The sequence below is a fragment of the Veillonella sp. 3310 genome, from assembly GCF_003999875.1.
Classification (GTDB): domain Bacteria; phylum Bacillota; class Negativicutes; order Veillonellales; family Veillonellaceae; genus F0422.
Window position 1 is genome coordinate 26,441 of the sequence record NZ_RQVJ01000002.1, and the last position, 19,350, is coordinate 45,790.

Annotated in this window: 14 protein-coding genes; 12 read left to right on the forward strand and 2 right to left on the reverse strand. The window is 40.4% G+C overall.

Annotation, left to right across the window (positions count from 1 at the left end; all coding sequences use genetic code 11):
• Positions 1-55: 55 nt before the first annotated feature.
• From EO127_RS03720 to EO127_RS03745, 6 genes are all read left to right on the forward strand, one after another.
• Positions 56-1,774: an FAD-binding protein gene (locus EO127_RS03720; RefSeq protein ID WP_127068826.1), complete on the forward strand. Its 1,719-nt coding sequence runs from the start codon at positions 56-58 to the stop codon at positions 1,772-1,774.
• A gap of 1 nt (position 1,775) precedes the next feature.
• Complete coding sequence (locus EO127_RS03725) at positions 1,776-2,732, forward strand: succinate dehydrogenase/fumarate reductase iron-sulfur subunit (protein WP_127061868.1); 957 nt, start codon at positions 1,776-1,778, stop codon at positions 2,730-2,732.
• Complete coding sequence (locus EO127_RS03730) at positions 2,732-3,604, forward strand: CoB--CoM heterodisulfide reductase iron-sulfur subunit B family protein (RefSeq protein WP_127061866.1); 873 nt, start codon at positions 2,732-2,734, stop codon at positions 3,602-3,604. The genes EO127_RS03725 and EO127_RS03730 overlap by 1 nt, the downstream gene beginning before the upstream one ends.
• A 342-nt stretch (positions 3,605-3,946) precedes the next feature.
• Positions 3,947-5,209, forward strand: coding sequence for a DNA repair protein (locus tag EO127_RS03735; RefSeq protein ID WP_127448086.1), 1,263 nt, complete (start codon positions 3,947-3,949; stop codon positions 5,207-5,209).
• The gene (locus tag EO127_RS03740) at positions 5,199-5,531 is read left to right on the forward strand and encodes a hypothetical protein (protein WP_240645999.1); all 333 of its coding nucleotides are present in this window, start codon (positions 5,199-5,201) and stop codon (positions 5,529-5,531) included. The genes EO127_RS03735 and EO127_RS03740 overlap by 11 nt, the downstream gene beginning before the upstream one ends.
• A 96-nt stretch (positions 5,532-5,627) precedes the next feature.
• Entirely contained in the window at positions 5,628-7,097 is a 1,470-nt protein-coding gene (locus EO127_RS03745; protein WP_164742280.1) for a glycosyl hydrolase family 28-related protein, read from the forward strand.
• Positions 7,098-7,139: 42 nt separating this feature from the next.
• Here the strand turns inward: EO127_RS03745 and EO127_RS03750 are convergent, their stop codons facing one another.
• The gene (locus tag EO127_RS03750; protein ID WP_127448088.1) at positions 7,140-8,078 is read right to left on the reverse strand and encodes a diacylglycerol kinase family protein; all 939 of its coding nucleotides are present in this window, start codon (positions 8,076-8,078) and stop codon (positions 7,140-7,142) included.
• A gap of 169 nt (positions 8,079-8,247) precedes the next feature.
• On the opposite strand from EO127_RS03750, the gene EO127_RS03755 reads away from it, so the two are divergent.
• The 6 genes from EO127_RS03755 (at position 8,248) to EO127_RS03780 (ending at position 17,603) form a co-directional block, all read left to right on the forward strand.
• Positions 8,248-8,943 (forward strand): GntR family transcriptional regulator, encoded by a 696-nt coding sequence (locus EO127_RS03755; protein ID WP_127068832.1) that lies wholly within the window; start codon positions 8,248-8,250, stop codon positions 8,941-8,943.
• Positions 8,944-9,547: 604 nt separating this feature from the next.
• Positions 9,548-11,299, forward strand: a complete 1,752-nt coding sequence (locus EO127_RS03760) for a 2-oxoacid:acceptor oxidoreductase subunit alpha (protein ID WP_127068833.1) — start codon at positions 9,548-9,550, stop codon at positions 11,297-11,299.
• Complete coding sequence (locus EO127_RS03765; protein WP_009352915.1) at positions 11,299-12,171, forward strand: 2-oxoacid:ferredoxin oxidoreductase subunit beta; 873 nt, start codon at positions 11,299-11,301, stop codon at positions 12,169-12,171. The genes EO127_RS03760 and EO127_RS03765 overlap by 1 nt, the downstream gene beginning before the upstream one ends.
• 741 nt (positions 12,172-12,912) lie before the next feature.
• Positions 12,913-14,256 carry an MFS transporter gene (locus EO127_RS03770; protein WP_127448089.1) on the forward strand — a complete coding sequence of 448 codons (1,344 nt, stop codon included), beginning with the start codon at positions 12,913-12,915 and terminating at the stop codon, positions 14,254-14,256.
• 140 nt (positions 14,257-14,396) lie between these two features.
• Positions 14,397-15,692: an adenylosuccinate lyase gene (purB, locus tag EO127_RS03775; RefSeq protein ID WP_127448090.1), complete on the forward strand. Its 1,296-nt coding sequence runs from the start codon at positions 14,397-14,399 to the stop codon at positions 15,690-15,692.
• A gap of 396 nt (positions 15,693-16,088) precedes the next feature.
• Positions 16,089-17,603 carry an ABC transporter substrate-binding protein gene (locus tag EO127_RS03780; RefSeq protein WP_127448091.1) on the forward strand — a complete coding sequence of 505 codons (1,515 nt, stop codon included), beginning with the start codon at positions 16,089-16,091 and terminating at the stop codon, positions 17,601-17,603.
• A gap of 195 nt (positions 17,604-17,798) precedes the next feature.
• Here EO127_RS03780 and EO127_RS03785 read toward each other — a convergent pair whose 3' ends face one another.
• Positions 17,799-19,316: an ABC transporter substrate-binding protein gene (locus EO127_RS03785; RefSeq protein ID WP_127010277.1), complete on the reverse strand. Its 1,518-nt coding sequence runs from the start codon at positions 19,314-19,316 to the stop codon at positions 17,799-17,801.
• Positions 19,317-19,350 lie beyond the last annotated feature (34 nt).

Sequence of the window (19,350 nt, forward strand, 5' to 3'; positions counted from 1 at the left end):
ACAGTATGTAAGAGGTATAGTTCAAAATAAGACAAGTGTTTTTGAGGAGGTACGTATGGAACAATATGATGTTCTCGTAGTAGGTAGTGGTGGAGCAGGCCAACGAGCTGCTTTAGAAGCTGCACGACGCGATGGTTTGCGTGTAGCATTGATCACAAAAATTTTCCCAACACGTTCTGCCACAGCAATGGCACAAGGTGGTGTTAATGCGGCGTTAAATAACGTAGCAAAAGAAGACTCCACAGAAGTTCATACATTTGATACAGTAAAAGGTTCTGACTATCTTGGCGACCAAGATGCTATCGAATTCTTCTGTCAACGTTGCCCAGAAGGCGTATTAGAAATGGATTTCATGGGAACTCCTTTCTCTCGTACAGACGAAGGCAAAATCGCACAACGTAACTTTGGTGGACAGTCCTATCCACGTACATGCTACAGTGCGGATAAAACTGGTCATGTGATTCTTCATACAACATATGAACAATGTCTTAAAGAAGGCGTGCATTTCTTACAAGAATGGTACCTATTAGATATCGTTGTAAAAGACGGTAAAGCTGGTGGTGCTATTATCTGGAATATGAAAAAAGGTAAAGTAGAAATTATCAAAGCTAAATCCATCGTATTATCCACTGGTGGTGCTGGCCGTGTATTCTGGACTCGTACAACTAACCCATTCCTTTCCACTGGTGACGGCATGGCAGTAGCTTTCCGTGCTGGTGTAGGTTTGAAAGATATGGAAATGATCCAATTCCATCCAACTGGTCTTGGTAAAACTGGTATCTTGATGTCCGAAGCTGTTCGTGGTGAAGGCGGATACTTGTTAAACGTTGAGGGCGAACGTTTCATGAAAAAATACGCTCCTAACAAAATGGAATTAGCGTCTCGTGACGTTGTTGCAAAAGCAATTGAAGATGAAATCGCAGCAGGTCGTGGTTTCAACGGAACTGGTCTTGATGCTTATGTAGTAGCAGACCTTCGTCACTTAGGACCAGAAGTTATCATCGAAAAACTTCATGGTATCCGTGATTTGGCTCTTTGCTTTGAACATTGCGATCCACTAACTGATCCAGTGCCAATTCGTCCTACTTGCCATTACATCATGGGCGGTATCGACGTAGTTGACTACAAAACTTGTGCAACAGAAATCCCTGGTATCTTCGCATCTGGTGAAGCTTCTTGTATCTCTATCCATGGTGCTAACCGTTTAGGCGGTAACTCCTTGGCAGACGGCGTTGTATTCGGTAAAGTATCCGGTGCAGGCGCTGCTGACTATGCGCAAGCTAGCACATTCGCAGATTGCGATGCTGAATTACAAGCAAAAGCTGAAGAATGGGAAGCTAAATTCGTTGAAGTTACATCCCGTACTTCTGGTCGTCCAGTAGCTGAAATTCGTGATGAATTGGCAGTAGCTATGTGGAATAAAGTAGGTATCTTCCGTAACGAAGCAGGTATCACAGAAGCTCTTGAAGTAATCGAACGTTTAACTAAAGAGTATGAAACTTGCTACGTAGGTGATTCCAACCGTACTTACAACATGGCATTCGTTAACTACGTAGAAATCAAATCTATGTTAACAGTTGCGAAAGCTATTGCATTAGGTGCGTTAAACCGTAAAGAATCCCGTGGTGCTCACGTTCGTGAAGAATTCCCTAAACGTGATGATTCCCAATATTTAAAACATACAATTTGGAAACTTGGCGCAAATGGCGAATACGAAATGTCCGAACGCGATGTAGTGTTCACTAAATACGAACCACAAGAAAGGAAGTACTAAGATGAGACAAATTACTTATCATATCCACCGCTTTAACGAAGGCCGCGCGTATGTACAGTCTTATACTTTCGATTATGAAGCAGACCGTACTATCCTTTGGGGCTTACAAAAAATTAAAGATACATTAGATCCAACATTAACTTTCGTAGCAGCTTGCCGTTCCGCAGTATGTGGCGCTTGCTCCGTGAAAGTTAACGGTCAAGCAATGCTTGGTTGTGAAGCTAAAATCGACGAAATTACAGAACGTTTCGGTTCTGACGAAATCACAGTAGCACCAATCGGTAACTTTGATGTCATCCGTGACTTAGTAGTTGACTGGGAAGCAAAAGTTAGCCGCTTGAAAGAAGTAGCTCCTTGGATCTTCGTAAAACCAGAATTCACTACTAAAACTGGTACTCGTCAAACAGCTGCAGATTTCAAAAAATTCGTTATGAACACAGAATGTATCCTTTGCGGATGCTGTGCTTCCGAATGTAACAAATTGTCTGCTAATCGTGAAGACTTCTTAGATCCATATGTATATACAAAAGCTAACCGCTTTGTAATGGATTCCCGTGATGTGTCTCCAATGGCGCATACTACACCAGCTTTCAATCATGGCTTGTGGAAATGTGTACATTGCATGAACTGTATCACTCGTTGTCCTAAACATTTGAAACCAGAAAAAGATATTTCCAACCTTCGCCGTGTAGCGACAGAAGCTGGCTTGTCCAACAAAGGTACTCGTCATGCTATCGCGTTCAAACAAGACTTGTTAAAAACTGGTCGCCTAAACGAAGTAACAATGAGCTTGAAAACAGACGGATTATTAGATTCCGCAAAACAAGGTCTATACGCTCTTCGTTTATGGAAACATGGCAAAATCAATCCATTCGAATTGGTAGTTCCTCATAAACCAGTAAATGGTATTGAAGGTGTTCGTACAATCGGTCGTGCAGTAGAGGAGGCTGGAAAATAATGAAATACGGATTTTTCCCAGGTTGCGTATTAGAAGGCGCATCTAAAGAAGACTACTTAGCAACCGTTGCAGTAGCGAAAAAATTAGGTATCGAAATCCAAGAATTAGACGGATGGACTTGCTGCGGCGCATCCCACGTTCAAGATATCGATCCATTATTGACTCTTTCCACTAACGCTCGTAATATCGCGTTGGCTGAAAAAGAAGGTCTAGATATTCTTACAGTTTGTAACACTTGTACGTTAATGCTTCGTGAAGCTAAAAAAGAGCTTGATGAGCATGAAGTAACTCGTCAAAAAGTAAACAACATTCTTGGCGAAGCAGGTATGAACTATAAAGGTACTAGTGAAGTAACACATTTCTTGTGGGTGCTTATCCGCGAATATGGTTTAGATAATTTGAAAGCAAAAGTGACTCGCCCATTGACTGGCCTTCGCGTTGCTGAATATTATGGTTGCCATATCCTTCGTCCAGAAGAAGAAATGGGCTTTGAAGATATGCAAATCCCAACAAGCTTGGCAGACTTGATTACAGCATTAGGTGCGACTCCAATTGATTTCTCCCGTAAATTAGATTGCTGTGGTTTCCATGCAGTATACCCTGCACATGATTCTGTAATGCAAATGACTGGTTCTATCAATGCAGATGCGCAAAAAGAAGGTGCTGATTGTGTCGTAACACCATGCCCACTTTGCCAAATGCAATTGGATATGTTCCAAAAAGAAGCAAAAGCAACTGTTCCAATGAATGGTGATATGCCTATCATCCACATGAGCCAATTAATTGGTCTTGCATTGGGTTGCACTCCAGCAGAAATGGGTATGACAGATCGTCACTTGGCAAGCACTGCTTCCTTGAACCGTTTCTTATAATCAGAAATATAATCATATCACACAAACTTACAACAGGTTGTCCTTCGGGGCAACCTGTTTTTTCATCTATTCTTGGGGTATAGGCCCAAATGAGTTGGTTTTAATAGTGATGAGCTTAGTTACATGCTTGGTTTATTGAATGTTAAAGTTGCTTTAATAAGTGTCGAGGATGATAAAGAGAGGGGGGCTTGATAATAAACCAAGTCAAAAGCGGATATTATTCTATAGTCATCTTTTAAAAATAATATATAACTACTATAGTATGATAGGTTTAATAAGCGAACATATATATTGAAAATATAGAACAAATATGCTATTATACTCCTATAGAGGAGGGATAGTATGGCAGTGTATATGTGCTTAGATTTGAAGAGTTTTTATGCGTCTGTGGAATGTGCAGATTTAGGGGTAGATCCTTTCACTACGCCATTAGTTGTAGCAGATGCATCACGTGGGCTAGGGGCGATTACACTGGCTATTTCTCCGGCACTCAAGCGATTAGGTGTCAAGAATCGATGTCGTTTGTTTGAGATTCCCTCCAACATTGAGTATATGGCAGTGAAACCTAGAATGCGACGATATATGGAGGTATCTGCCTCTATTTATGGTGTCTTACTGGACTATGTGGCACCAGAAGATATTCATGTGTATTCCATTGATGAATATTTTATCGATGTAACGCCATATAGCCGATTATATAAGAAAACATGGCGTGAATTGGCGTTGCTATTCAAACAAAAGGTACTGGAACAAACTCATATTCATGCCACGGTCGGCTTAGGAAGCAATTTGTTTCTAGCTAAGGTGGCTCTCGATGTGTTAGCAAAGCATGAGCCACAGGGGATTGGCGTTCTTAATGAAGAGCTGTTTAAAGAAAAAATCTGGCATCATCGACCCATCACTGATATTTGGCAAATCGGAAAGGGAATAGCAAGCCGGTTACATAAGTATGGCGTAGTAGATCTACATGGTATCACGACTGTGCCAGAGGATAGGTGGTATAAAGAATTTGGTGTGAATGCAGAGCTACTCATTGATCATGCTTGGGGGCATGAGACGTGTACGATGAAAGAAATTCATGCCTACCGACCGGCAAAACATTCGTTGTCGAGAGGACAAATTTTGCTGCGAAATTATTCCTATGAGGAGTGTTTTGTGCCCCTTCGGGAAATGGTAGAATCTTTAGTATTGGAACTGATTGCAGAAGAAGCACTGACGAAATATATCTCCTTAGGTGTGCGGTATGCAGATCGAACAGTGAAAGGTACTGGTGGATCAAGACGATTATCGAAGTATACGTGCTCTTTAGATGTACTTTCACAGACGGTACTGGAATTGTACAAAGACACTGCCCACCCTCATCAAGCGATTCGGCAGTTATCGGTAGGATTTGATGATTTAGTAAACCGTGAGGCCGTACCTTGGGAAGAAGATTTGTTTTCCATGTCTCAGGATAGGGAAGAAAAGGCATATCAAGTGGAACGGACTGTATTGACTATAAAGGAAAAGTTCGGCGGTAACTCCATACTCCGTGCTAGCAGTTTGCAAGAAGAGGGGACTATGCAGTTTCGTAACACCTTGGTGGGAGGACATAATGCAACATAAACGACCGAAAATGACATTGTTACAGCGGGCTAAACAATTTATGCCCTTTGCGGCATTAAAGGGATTTCAAGAGTTGTTGGATGAAACAGCACGATATAAAGAGTGTCGTAAAGAGCTTTCAGAGGAGCAATTGGAAGTGTTAGACAAACAGTGTAAGGGGCTAGTGATAGGGAATTTAGTCAGTGTGGTGTATCACAATGGACGAGCCTATGATACGGTGCAAGGACGATTACAGCAGATTGATACAGTGTATCGAACGATGACTGTAGGAGACGTGCTTGTTCCTATGTCTCATATTATGCGAGTTACCACTATCGGCTGAGTATTGACCATTTTTGTAAATCATGTAGAATGGTACATATAAGTCATGTGCTAGATAGATGAGCTATGGCGAATACATGAGAACAGGATGGACATAATGAAGCAGAAACGATATAGAGCGTATGGATGGTGGGTCGTAGGATTGAGTTTACTCTTAGCTTTGCTAGGGGTAGGCTGGAATATGTATGTGAAATATACAACGCCAGTAACGAAATATACGGTAGAAGCAGGCGACTTTGAATTGCAAATACCTAAATTAGATGTTACTAGCACGACGATTTCCTTAGCTTGGCATCCAGTGGATGATGATCGATTGGCGGGGTATGATATTTACGTTAATCAAGAAAAAGTGAAAAAAATTCGCCCTAATACAAAGGGAGGAACTATGATTCCTAGGGTAGAGTTGAATGGATTGGATCCTGATACAGTCTATGTGGTGCAAGTAAAAGCGGTGGATGAAGCGGGTTCTACCGTATCTGATTCTTCCAAGGTGCCTGTCAAAACATTGCCTCGAGAACCACGGTTAGAGGCGACAGCTTATGGCGCTGTAGGGGATGGAGTTACAGATAATACGGTAGCTTTGCAAAAAGCGATACGTGATACCCCTGCAGGAGGCATCTTACATCTCAGTAAAGGTGTATACCGCACAGGAACGCTATTCTTACATAGCTATATGACCTTGGAACTAGATAAGGATGCCGTGTTGATGGCGGTCAATGATAGCGCGGCCTTTGTGAAACCTAATTATGTGGTAACAGGAGGTACGCCGTATTTAGGGCTTTTACAATTAGAAGGTGATGACCAAGGCCCTATTGAAAGTGTTGTCATTCGTGGTGGTACTATTGATGGATATGGGTGGAAAGAAGACCTTTTGCAAGAGGAGAGTGGAGCTGAAACGGATGCAGTGGCACAAGTTGCTCTTGATACTACTGGTTTGTTAAGTAAGTCAGAAGTACAAGCTGCTATGCATCGAGGGGCTAGTTATGAAAAAGGGAATTCCACACGGTCTTCATTAGTGGTCATTCATCATGGTAAAGATATTTCCCTAAAACATACAGTGTTAAGAAATGCACCGGCTCATATGGTAGAGGCTACACAAGTTGACCAACTGAGTATCCAAGATGTGCGTATGGAAGGTATGCACAGTGGCGATGGATTGCATTGGGATGGTGTAGGGCTATTGATGCATAATCTTGTGATGGAACGTATGCAACAAGGGATTGTAGTGTTAGCAGGACATCCTGTAGGATCCAGTGTAACGGAACAGTGGAATGCGTATAATTTACAGATTCGCCATAGCCAGGTAGGTATCATCTTTAGCAATACAGGGAACACTTGGATTCAGCATGTGTATTTACAAGGATTGACGATAGAAGATGTACTACTAGCGATGCGTGTTCGTGAGACCACAACTATAGGTGGTGGTATTCGAGATATTGTAGTGCGAGAAGCACAATTGCGGGATATGGTACAACAAATTGATATAGGCAACAAACGGAATAGTCCTGTGGAATGGATTCGTAGTTCGGTAACGTTTCAAAAACAACAGAAAACAGAGGAGAGTTGATGGTTCAACTCTCCTCTGTTGCTTGTTCAAAAACTATTGGATTTATTTTTGTAATGGATTGTGGAATAATCCATTGGTCTTTTTAGGGCGTTTGCTAGGCACGTAAACTTGTAAAAACTTAGGCAATACTTCCAAGTCTACTGGCGCATCAGGGCCGATATCGCCATCCATGTTGGTGGAAGCCTCCATGGTGTCGCATACCTCGATGCGTGCTTGTTTGACTTTCAGTATGGTTACATATTTTGAATTATAAATAGAACCGCTTAGAATGAGTGGCAAGATAAAGAATAGGTTCATGATGAAGTATTCTTTAAAAATGATAATGCGCATGTACCCATCATCGACGGAGGCGGTGGGCATGAAATGCTCAAAGCTAGATACTACATTGGTTAACAAGGCGATAACCAATGGGGACATAAATTCTTGGGTTCCTTCTTCGGTAGTAATGCGGAACTTATAATCTTTGGTCGTAAATAAAGCTTGTCCACCTTTGGCAAAGTAGGCTAGAGGTCCTAATAATTGTTTTTCTTTTGGAGTGACGGAGGCAACGACTTCGGGAATGACTCCGATAGCAATGTTGTTGCAGAAGAACGCATCATTACAACGGCCTACATCGACATGGCGGATGGTGCTATGTTTTAAACCGTGAATAGCCTCTAAAGGTTGTAAAGGGATGCCCAAAGCGCGGCTCATATCGTTGACCGTGCCAAGAGGGATGAAACCGAATTTAGCACGACAGCCAGCTTTCACAATGCCGTTAACGGTTTCGTTGATGGTACCATCACCGCCCATACAAAAGATGGCATCAAATCCCTCGTCGGAGGCTTCGATGGCAAAGCGGGTAGCATCGCCGGCTTGTCGGGTGAATTTTACTTCTAAGCGATCAAAGAGTGCGCTTAGTTGCCATTGCAGTTCCATTACGTATCGGCGAGCCCGACCACCGCCTGATACCGGGTTTATAATAATTAGACAACGACTCATGGTTGATTCCTATTCTATACACAGATACATTTAGTTATTACTATTATATCACAGGGACATTAGATTTCATTGATTTTTAGGAGCTATTTCACGTATAATGAAAGAAATATGTTACGTATGCCAAGACTAGGTACAAGTATAGAACAGTAACATCCTGGAGGGGGATTCGATGGATAAGACAGAAGAGTATCGTTTGCATAGTATTGACTCAATTGGGCGATTGCCGTTGAGTGAACAAGTATATATGTCATTAAAGCAAGCTATTTTGACGGGTTCTTTGAAACCAAAAATGAAGTTAAGTGAAGTGCGTATTGCAGAACAATTAAATGTGAGTGCTACTCCGGTTCGTGAAGCATTTCGTAAACTGGCGAAAGATAATCTTGTGGTCATTAAACCTTGGAAAGGTGTTACCGTAAAAGGGTACTCTCCAGAGGAGATTGTAGCTATGTACCAATGTCGTGAAGTGATGGAAGGCTTAGGGGCTAGACTTTGCGCGGAGCGCTGTACAGAGGAGCAACTAGTAGAACTACAAGAGGTGTGCGATGCGGGTATCCATACGGAAAATCCAGAAGAACGGGTTGCTATTAATAGCCGCTTTCATACATTGATTGCAGAATTTTCCGGTAATGATCGGGTGGCGGATTATTTAGCGGATTTTAGAGAAATGGTGAATCGTGATATGTACATTAGTACGTCAGATAAAACGAGGACGATTTCTTGTGATTTAGAACATCAGCAAATTATGGAAGCCATTCATGACCGCAACGGCGAATTGGCAGAAGAGCGGATGCGAGGCCATGTGCGCAATGCCTTTGTATTTAAAAAGGCTCATGCAGAGTTATTGGCGAAGCAGAAAGAAAAGTAATATTTTGGCGGTGAAAGTATTCATAGGTTGTAATACTAATAGTTTCTAACGTTATATATAAAAAATATATAAAAAGGCTAGGAATTTCTAAAATCATGTGTTTACTTTTACACAATCATTTGCTATAATAACTCAAGCAAAGGGTTCACACTACCTTTGCTAGATAAAGATCTCTCTCTTTATCTACCTAACTTACAATAGGGAAGGGTTCATCTTATACCTTCCCAGGTAAAAGACCCTACTTTTACCGAAGGGGCGCCCCCCATTGCCCCAACAAAACATTTGAAGCTATTTCAAATGTTCTCTCTCTTTTTTCTCAAATACAAAGACCTCGGCTTTATTCTCTTGGCCGAGGTTTTTGTATTTTTTAGCTTATAGGGCATGCCTCTATATACCATGCCTGTCATAACGTTAGGAAATAGATGGATAAAGAGTCTGTGAAAGTGGTAATATTGCTTTATAAATATAGGGAATATGATTGATGAAACGTTGTAAAAATGCTATTATTAGAGGTGAACTTTGAGAGATTGATGTGTATCGAAAACACTGAATAAATACAGTCTTTCTGTGGTCCTATATTACAATCCTAAGGAGGGTGAATCTCTTGCAAAAACGTAAAGATTTTATCTGGAAAATGGGCGGTCAGCAAGGTGAAGGTATTGAAAGTTGTGGCGAAATTTTAGCTACTATTCTTGCCAAAGAAGGTTATTCCTTGTACAGCCAACGTTTGTTTGCATCTCGTATCAAAGGTGGTCACACAACATTTGCATTACGTATCGCATTAGAACAAATTATGACAGTCGGTGAGCATATCGACTTCTTGGTAGCACTTGACCAAGAAACTGTAGATATGCACGGTAAAGAAGTGCGTGAAGGTGGCTTTATCATTTGCGATAGCAAAGTAAATCCTAATTTTGAAGCTTTCACAGGCACTGGTGTAACATGCTTAGCATTACCAATTTCTGAAACAGCATTACAACAAGGCTCCTTGTTGATGCGTAATATCGTGGCACTAGGTATGTCCGTTGCGCTATTGGGCTTTGAAACAGAATTGTTCTTAACAGCTATCAAAGCTCGCTTTGCAAAAAAATCTGAAGATATTATTAACAAAAACTTACAAGCATTCCAATTGGGTTATCAATTGGTAAAAGACCAATTGGGTGATGTAGAAGTAGATACATTGGATAAACCAACACCAAAAGATCAAATGTTCTTGCTTGGTAATGAAGCGTTAGCATTGGGTGCGATTGCAGCGGGCTCCCGTTTTATGGCATCTTACCCAATTACTCCAGCTTCTGAAGTTATGGAATACATGATTAAGAAAATGGATAAAGTTGGATCTACTGTGGTACAAACAGAAGATGAGATTGCTGCATGTATGATGGCTATGGGTGGCGTATACGCTGGTGTTCGTGGCTTTACATGTACATCTGGCCCTGGCTTGAGCTTGATGGCTGAGTCTTTATCTATGGCATCTATGGCTGAATTGCCAATGCTGATCATTGATGTACAACGTTCTGGCCCATCCACAGGTATGGCTACAAAAGTGGAAACATCCGATATTGATGCAGCTTGCTACAATGCACATGGGGACTATTCCAATATCGTCATTGCTCCAACAAGTATTGAAGAATGTTTCTATGAAATTCAACATGCTTTCAACTTGGCGGAACAATACCAATGTCCAGTTATTTTTATGCCTGATTTACAACAAGGCTTGAATAAACAATCTGTACCAACATTCGATTTGAACCGTGTTGGTATTGAACGTGGTAATTTGATGAAAGAAGAAGAGTTACCAGCATTGGAAAATCCTAAATACTTCAAACGTTTTGAATTGACTGAAAGCGGTATTTCCCCTCGTACGATTCCAGGTATGAAAAACGGTCTATTCTTGTCTACTGGTCTAGAGCATAACGAAGAAGGTAAACCAGCAGAAGCACCTTCTATGCACGTGGCACAAACAGACAAACGTTTCCGCAAATTATCTACAGTAGCGGATGTATATGAACCATTCTTGAACAATGCAAAACATGAGGAAGCAGATGTTCTTGTGATCGGTATTAACTCTAGCCGTGGTGCTATCGAAGAAGCAGTGGTAGAATTAGAGGCAGAAGGCCACAAAGTGAACCATTTACAACTTCGTTTAATTAAACCGTTCCCGAAAGAACAATTGCTACCATTCTATAACAGTGCTAAAAAAGTTGTGATTTGTGAGCAAAATGCGACAGGTCAATTAACTAACTTATTCCGCATCAATATGCCGAATAAAGAAAAACTTTCTAGTTGCTTAAAATATGATGGCAATCCATTTACAACATCTTATGTAAAAGCGGCAATTAAGGAGGTTTTATAATGGCAACAGCAAATGAATATAGAAATGATATCCGCCCTAACTGGTGCCCAGGTTGTGGTCATTATGGGGTACAAGCAGCCATCGCTGATGCAGTAGCTGCTCTTGATATTGCGCCTGAAAAGTTGGCTGTTATCTCTGGTATCGGTTGTTCTAGCCGTATCGGTGGGTACTTCTATGCCTATGGTGCGCATACTACACATGGTCGTGCACTTCCGTATGCACAAGGTGTGAAATTAGCGAATGAAGATATGAACGTTGTGGTTTGCGGTGGTGACGGTGATGCCTTCGCGATCGGTATGGGCCATACGATTCATGCTTTCAAACGTAACGTAAATATTACCTATGTGGTTATGGATAACCATGTATATGGTTTGACAAAAGGCCAAACATCTCCTCGTTCTGATGTGGGATTTGTGACAAAAACATCTCCTCATGGTTCTTTTGAAAGCCCATTGCCAATTTGTGAAACCGCCATCGCTTCTGGTGCTACTTTCGTAGCACAAAGTTACATGGTAAACCGTGCACAATTAGTGGATTTAATTAAACAAGGTATGCAACACGAAGGATTCTCTTTCATTAACGTGTTCAGCCCTTGTGTAACTTACAATAAACAAAATGGCTACGATTACTTCAAAGATAATTTGGTGAATTTGCCAGAAGGTTATGATCCAACAAATCGTGCAGAAGCATTTGCTATGTTAGGCGAAACAAATGGTCTTGTAACAGGCTTGATTTATCAAGATACAACAAAACCATCCTTTGAACAAGCATTATATGCAGCAAATGGTGGTCCACACGCTCGTGCATTAGTACATGACGTGGTGAAACCGGATGCAGAGATGTTTGCATCTCTTTGCAACGAGTTCAAATAGAAACGACATATCTCGGTTGAGTATATAGGTAGAATGAAAATCCGCATTACTTCTAAAAACTGGCGAAAGTTTTTAGTAAGCAATGCGGATTTTCTTTTGCTTTATCATAGTGTCTAATGAGATATGTTGTTTCTATTGGGGGGGACTCGAGGGGGGGAGGAAAAGCCGCAGCGCTTCTGAAAACTGACCTACGCTAAAGTTTTCAGTAAGCACTACGGCTTTTCTTGGTGGTAAACATTAGACAGAAACATGTAGGTACTCTAAAAGATAACCTGTGCTAAAGTTTTTATAAGTCGTTTGGTTTCTTGTGATTATATGGTTTGCTTGCGGTACTTATTTTATAATTTGTGGATTTTTGCTATACTGTAGATGTTACCTCCCCAATACTGGTGACAGGAAGGGGGTGGATTCATGGAGATCCTAGTCAACTTGTTAATCTCTGTTGTGGCAGGAACGATCAGTCATTATTTCTGCAAGTGGTTAGACAGACGGTTTAAAAGGTAACTAACCCAATCTAGAGGTAGCTCTCTTTAAAAAGCAGAACCCCCACAGTAGGCGCTGTGGGGGTTTGTTGTTCCCATGGAACTAGTCAACTTGTTGTCAATTGGATTATATCATACTTAGAGAGATTTGTCACTTTAAATATAGAAACCCCACAGCTGCAACTGTGGGGGTGTCGCTTTCAAAATCTCATTTGTATTGTTATAATGAGAGTAGATTGAAACAAGGAGTGATAATTAGATGAAATCTGTTTTATATACGATGATGCTGGCGGCGTTTTTGAACCCCTTTGCATCGAGTTCTCTTACGATGTCTTTTCCAGATATGATGCGCGAGTTTGGAGCATCTACGAATGATATGGCATGGGTGGTAGAAGCCTTTTTGCTATGCTGTACGATGGCGGTGATCCCGGCTGGTAAGTTAGCGGATATCTATGGGAAACGCAAGCTGTTTTATATAGGTAGTATTGTATTTACGATAATATCGGGGCTTATGTGCTTTGTTGGATCTGTAGAGATGTTGACAGTGTATCGGGCATTGCAAGGAATTGCTTTAGGGATTGTATATACTACGTCTATGTCTATTTTAACCTTATCTGTACCAGTGGAACGGCGGGGATATGCGTTCGGTATGATTGGCGGAATGGTCTACTTAGGGTTATCCTTAGGACCTGCCTTAGGTGGTTTCCTAAATTACTATTATGGTTGGCGTAGTATTTTTGTGTTTACTACTTTACTAGGTGTTGTGGCAAATGTGATGGCCTTTCGCTCGTTGCATAAAGAGTGGGTGCATACACCAGATAGTAGTATTTCTATGAAAAGTTTACTTTTATACGCCTTGGGTATCAGCGCAGTGATGGTTGGTATTACCGAATGGGTTCGCTTTTGGTGGAGTGTCTATGCTTTTGTAGTAGGATTGGTGGCATTAAGCGTGTTAGGATATGTAGAATGGCATAGTAAGGATCCGCTCATTCCAGTTAGGATATTTGTGTCGAATCTAGGATTTACTATGTCTAGTGTGGCTGCCATGATGAACTTTAGCGCCACTTTTGGCGTAGGATTTGTATTATCCTTGTTTTTACAAATGATAATGGGCTTTGATTCTCGTATGACCGGATTGATTTTATGCATACAAACTGGAATTATGGTATTTTTAGCGCCTCGTATGGGTGCTTTATCTGATCGATACAATCCATCCCAATTTGCTAGATGGGGGATGGTGCTCATCGGCTTAGGATTGCTTAGCATGGCCTATGGTACTTTCACTGAAAGTATGGCAATTATCATGATAAGCTTAGCCATCGTAGGTATCGGAGTGAGTTGCTTTGCGCCACCGAACAATAATCTAATTATGAGTTCTGTACCGAAAACGTACATTGGCTTTGCCTCTTCTACGATTTCCACAGTACGTCTCTTGGGGCAAACTATGAGCATGGCTTTGATTGGGGTTATTTTGGCACATACGATAGAAGGAATGTCCGCATTACAAATGATGGAGTACAATAGTACCGTCGCATTAGTAGTATTTGGAGTGATCTGCTTAGTAGGGGCTATCCCGGCAGGTGTGCGTAATATGCGGAACTGAACTGTTAACTAATAGCTGACAGTTCCCCCTGATTTTTGTATAATGATAAGGTAATATAGAATGCCCTGTGAGGTATGACTTTCATAATAGATAGTAAATATATTTCTATAAGAAAATGGATTAGATAAAGGAGTTAAGGAATGATTAATCGCTACACTCGTGAAGAGATGGGACATATTTGGAGCGAACGCAATGAGTTCGATACGATGTTATTAGTTGAAATTTTGGCATCTGAAGCGCAGGCAGAATTGGGTATTATCCCGAAGGAAGCGGCGGTAGCGATTCGTGAGAAAGGTGACTTTCAAGTAGAACGGATTCGTGAAATTGAACGGGAAACAAATCATGACATCATTTCCTTCGTCACTGCGGTGGGCGAATATGTAGGTCCTGAGTTTGCAAAATACATTCATCTTGGCTTAACGTCCACAGATGTAAAAGATACAGCATTAGGATACATGATGAAACAAGCCTGTGATTTATTGTTAAAAGGGTTGCGTAATTTCCGTGATGTGTTGGCTCGCCGTGCGGTAGAGTTTAAATACACGCCGATGATTGGTCGTACGCACGGTATTCATGGAGAGCCGATTACATTTGGTATCAAATTGGTGAATTGGATGTCCGAGATTGATCGCGACATTGCTCGTTTAGAACAAGCTCGTCAGTCTGTAGCGGTAGGTAAATTATCTGGTGCTGTGGGCACGTACTCTAATATCGATCCATTTGTGGAACAATATGTATGTGAAAAATTGGGCTTGGAACCTGTGAAAGTAGCGACACAAGTAGTATCTCGTGACCGTCATGCTGAATTGTTGTCTATGATTGCTGTTATCGGTGGCACCTTGGATCGTATCGCTTTGGAAATTCGTCACTTACAACGTACAGAAGTGCGTGAAGCGGAAGAGTATTTCAGTCCGAAACAAAAAGGTTCTTCTGCGATGCCTCACAAACGTAATCCAATTACTTGTGAAAGAATCTGTGGCTTAGCGCGTGTATTGCGTGGTCATGCACAAGCGGCATTTGAAGACCAAGCCTTATGGCACGAGCGAGATATTTCTCATAGCTCTGTAGAACGTGTGATTTTACCAGATGCAACGATTACATTGGATTACATGATTCATCTAGCTACACGTACAGTAGATAAATTGTTAGTATACCCTGAAAATATGATGAAAAACTTGAACTTAACAGGTGGTCTTGTATTTAGCCAAACGATTTTAACACATTTGGTGGATAAAGGGGCTGTTCGTGATGAAGCCTATCGTTGGGTACAACATCATGCTATGGCTCGTTGGTTGGAAGGAAAAGACTTTGCCACAGGATTAAAATCTGACCCAGAGATTACTAAGTATTTAAGCCCTGAAGAAATTGATGCTTGCTTTGATCCAACACCATTGTTACGTCATGTAGATACTATTATGGCTCGTTTTGGACTATAATAAGGGATGTTTTGTATTTTGAGGATATTTGGTATATAATAAGCTTAGGTACTAAGGATTGATAACTCGAGCATGTTGTCAAACAAAAAAGGACGGTTGCCGCCGTCCTTTTTTGCGTCCTGCATAACATTATAAATGCATACTAACGTAATTAGAATGAATAAAGTTTATATATTGCTTTCGCAAGAATATCTGTAAATGTATATAAATGAACACTCTATCATTTGTGAAAAAGGAATAGTTATGCATTAAATTCATAGTTGGTATATTTACAAATTGAGGTCTCACCCTATATACTAGGAGATAGAGTATATAGGAAAGGTGGATTTTATCACCGTTGTATTATTACGTTAGTGATGCCTTACAAGATGGTAAGCATGTGTAAAAGGAGGAACTATGAAACGTTGGTTAGTGCTAGCAATGACGTTGGTTGTTACCCTAGGATTATTAGCTGGATGTGGTTCAGACACTAGTAAAAGTGGTAAGCATGCAGGCTTGGGTTTATTTTGGTTTGGGGAAACATTGGACCCAACTCATGAATGGGATGCATGGACATTGACTCGTATTGGTGCTGGTGAAACATTGGCGACAGTAGATAAAGATATGACATTTCAACCACAATTGGCAGATTCTTGGGAAAATGTGGATCCATTGACTTGGAAATTCCATATCCGTGAAAATGTAAAATTCCATAATGGTGTTGTGATGACTCCAGATATGGTGAAAGCATCTATTGAAAGAACTATTGCTAACAGCAAACGTTCTAATGATGCCATTAAAATTGAAAGTATCACTGTAGATGGTCAAAACTTGATCTTTAAAACAACAGAGCCAAATGCACATTTATTGGCAGACTTAACAGAACCTGCTTTCGTGATTGTGGATGTAGCGGACACAAAAGATATGGAAAATGCACCAATCTTAACAGGTCCTTATAAAATTGTGAAACATACGAAACAAGAAGAAATTCAACTAGAACAACATAAAGAGTATTGGGGTGGCACACCTGGTTTAGATACGTTGACAGTTAAAAACATCGAAGACAACAGCAAACGTGCTATGGCATTACAATCTAAAGAGGTAGATATTATCCAAAAAGTAGACGGTGCTAACCGTAGTTTATTCGAAAATAAAGACTACAACTTATTAGAAGTAGCTGGTGTTCGTACGCATATGCTACAAATCAATATGAAAGAAGGTTCTCCATTAGCAAACACTATGGTTCGTGCTGCAATCTCTTATATGATTGATTATGAAGGATTAGCAAAAGCATTGGGTAATGGTGCGATTCCTGGTGGTGCTACATTCCCTCCAACAGCGAACTTAGGCTTTGATAGCTTGCCAAATAAACAACATCAAGATTTAGCAAAAGCAGATGAATTGTTAAAACAAGCTGGTTACACAAAAGAAGGCGACGTATATACAAAAGATGGTCAACCATTGCAATTAACAATGGGTGTATGGGGTAAAGACACTGTATCCTATGAAAAGATCCAATCTGACTTAAAAGCTGCTGGCGTACAAGTAGAGTTAAAACGTGTACAAAGCGCTGATGATGTCTTAGGCGGTGCTACAGATAATTTAACTATGGGTGAAAATAACTGGTCTACCTTAACAAGTAATGACCCATTCCGTTTCTTATCTGCTTTATTTGCAACAGGTACGAAAGCAAACCGTGGTGAGTACTCTAATCCTCGTGTAGATGCATTGTTGGATAAAATGACAAATACCTTTGATGCAGAAGAACGTCGTAACATTACAAAAGAAATTCAAAACATATTAATTCAAGATAATGCGGCTTACTTCCTGTACTACCCAAGCGCCAATGTTGTAACAACAAAACGCGTTCACAATGCACAAGCATTCCCAATTGATTATTATTTAATGACGAAGGATGTTACTGTTGACTAAATAGGAAAGCAAATAGTATTTATGATGTCCTAGCCGATGAGAAAAGTAAAACTATAAAAAAAGAAACATAAGTGAGGCTACTTTGCTATATCTGAAAACAGTTATATCATGCATCTCACTGATGTTTCTTTTTATTTTATTATAGTTACATCTTTATACAGTTCTTATAGGAAAGAGACTGAATAGAGCATACCCTTATTCTACAGTAGTGTCTTTTGTAATCACATAATAGTCAATAGGGAATACTTTCACATTTTTAACTCGTTTTGTTGTTACAACATTGGCGCTTGGATAGTACAAGAAATAACCAGCATTATCTTCTAGCAACACATTTTGAATATCCTTGACAATCGCTGTGCGTTCTTCTTCGTTAAATGTGGTTGTCATTTTATCAATTAACTCATCAACCTTCGGATTCGAATAGTCGCCACGATTGGATTTAGCACCACTTTTGAAAGCTAGGCTAAGGAACCAATATGGATCATTTGTGGACATTGTTACCCAGTTTGTTTCTCCCATATCAAAACCATTAGGAGCTAAAGTTAATAATTCATCAGGACCTTGTACACGTTTTAATTCGACTTCAACACCAGCTCGTTTTAAATCATCTTGAAGTTTTTCGTAAACGCTACTATCTTTACCAAAAAGAGCTAGCACTAAGTGTAATGGTTTGCCATCTTTCATGTAGGTATCACCTTGTTTTGTGTAACCAGCTTGTTTTAGTAATTCATCTGCTTTAGCTAAATCTTTATGTTGTTTATTTTTTAGTTCGTCAAAGCCTAGGTTGGCTGTTGGAGGGAATGGGGCACCTCCAGTAACGGCACCATTACCGATTACTTTTGCTAATGCATCATAATCGATCATATTTGCGATAGCTGCTCGTACGGTCGGATTTGATAATACATTGCCTTCACGGACATTCAACTGTAGCATATATGTGCGAACCCCTGCGGACTCAATGATGTTATAATCACCCTTTTCAAATAAACTTCGATTAGCACTATCTACCTTTTGGATCATATCTACATCTTTAGACTGTAGAGCCATAGCACGTTTATTATTATCTTCTAGATCTTTAACTGTTAAAGAATCTAAAGCAGGTGTTCCACCCCAGTATTCTTTGAACTGCGCCAACTGAATTTCTTCTTTTTTTGTATGTTTTACAATTTTGTAAGGACCAGTCAAAATTGGCGTATTATCCATATCTGTTGTACCTTGTACATCTACGATGACAAAAGCAGGCTCAGTTAAACTAGCTAGTAAATCAACATTTGGTTCTGTTGTTTTAATAATTAGATTTTGACCATCCACTGTAATAGAGTCTATCTTTACAGCTTCTTTGGAACGCTTGCTTTCGGCGATTGTACGTTCAATAGATGCTTTTACCGCCGTAGGTGTCATCATGGAACCATTATGGAATTTTACATTTTCGCGAATATGGAATTTCCAAGTCAATGGATCCACCACTTCCCAGGAATCGGCTAACTGAGGTTCAAATTTCATATCTGAACTTACTGTCGCCAACGTTTCGCCGGCACCGATTCGTGTTAATGTCCACGCATCCCATTCATGTGTAGGATTCAATGTTTCACCAAACCAATATAAACCAAGATTTAAATGCTTGCCAGTTTTACTTGATTCATCAGAACCACAGCCAGCAATTAATCCGATAGCAACAAACAGTGTCATTGCTAGTGCAACCCATTTTTTCATATATCCTCCTTATAAAAAACTAAAAGAATAACTA

What these genes read in the sequence shown, in the direction of transcription:
- EO127_RS03735 (WP_127448086.1), top strand. Translation starts at nt 3,947, where the DNA reads ATGGCAGTGTATATGTGCTTAGATTTGAAGAGTTTTTATGCGTCTGTG.
- EO127_RS03725 (WP_127061868.1), top strand. Translation starts at nt 1,776, where the DNA reads ATGAGACAAATTACTTATCATATCCACCGCTTTAACGAAGGCCGCGCG.
- EO127_RS03770 (WP_127448089.1), top strand. Translation starts at nt 12,913, where the DNA reads ATGAAATCTGTTTTATATACGATGATGCTGGCGGCGTTTTTGAACCCC.
- EO127_RS03720 (WP_127068826.1), top strand. Translation starts at nt 56, where the DNA reads ATGGAACAATATGATGTTCTCGTAGTAGGTAGTGGTGGAGCAGGCCAA.
- EO127_RS03730 (WP_127061866.1), top strand. Translation starts at nt 2,732, where the DNA reads ATGAAATACGGATTTTTCCCAGGTTGCGTATTAGAAGGCGCATCTAAA.
- EO127_RS03780 (WP_127448091.1), top strand. Translation starts at nt 16,089, where the DNA reads ATGAAACGTTGGTTAGTGCTAGCAATGACGTTGGTTGTTACCCTAGGA.
- EO127_RS03755 (WP_127068832.1), top strand. Translation starts at nt 8,248, where the DNA reads ATGGATAAGACAGAAGAGTATCGTTTGCATAGTATTGACTCAATTGGG.
- EO127_RS03785 (WP_127010277.1), bottom strand. Translation starts at nt 19,316, where the DNA reads ATGAAAAAATGGGTTGCACTAGCAATGACACTGTTTGTTGCTATCGGA.
- EO127_RS03740 (WP_240645999.1), top strand. Translation starts at nt 5,199, where the DNA reads ATGCAACATAAACGACCGAAAATGACATTGTTACAGCGGGCTAAACAA.
- EO127_RS03765 (WP_009352915.1), top strand. Translation starts at nt 11,299, where the DNA reads ATGGCAACAGCAAATGAATATAGAAATGATATCCGCCCTAACTGGTGC.
- EO127_RS03745 (WP_164742280.1), top strand. Translation starts at nt 5,628, where the DNA reads ATGAAGCAGAAACGATATAGAGCGTATGGATGGTGGGTCGTAGGATTG.
- EO127_RS03750 (WP_127448088.1), bottom strand. Translation starts at nt 8,078, where the DNA reads ATGAGTCGTTGTCTAATTATTATAAACCCGGTATCAGGCGGTGGTCGG.
- purB (WP_127448090.1), top strand. Translation starts at nt 14,397, where the DNA reads ATGATTAATCGCTACACTCGTGAAGAGATGGGACATATTTGGAGCGAA.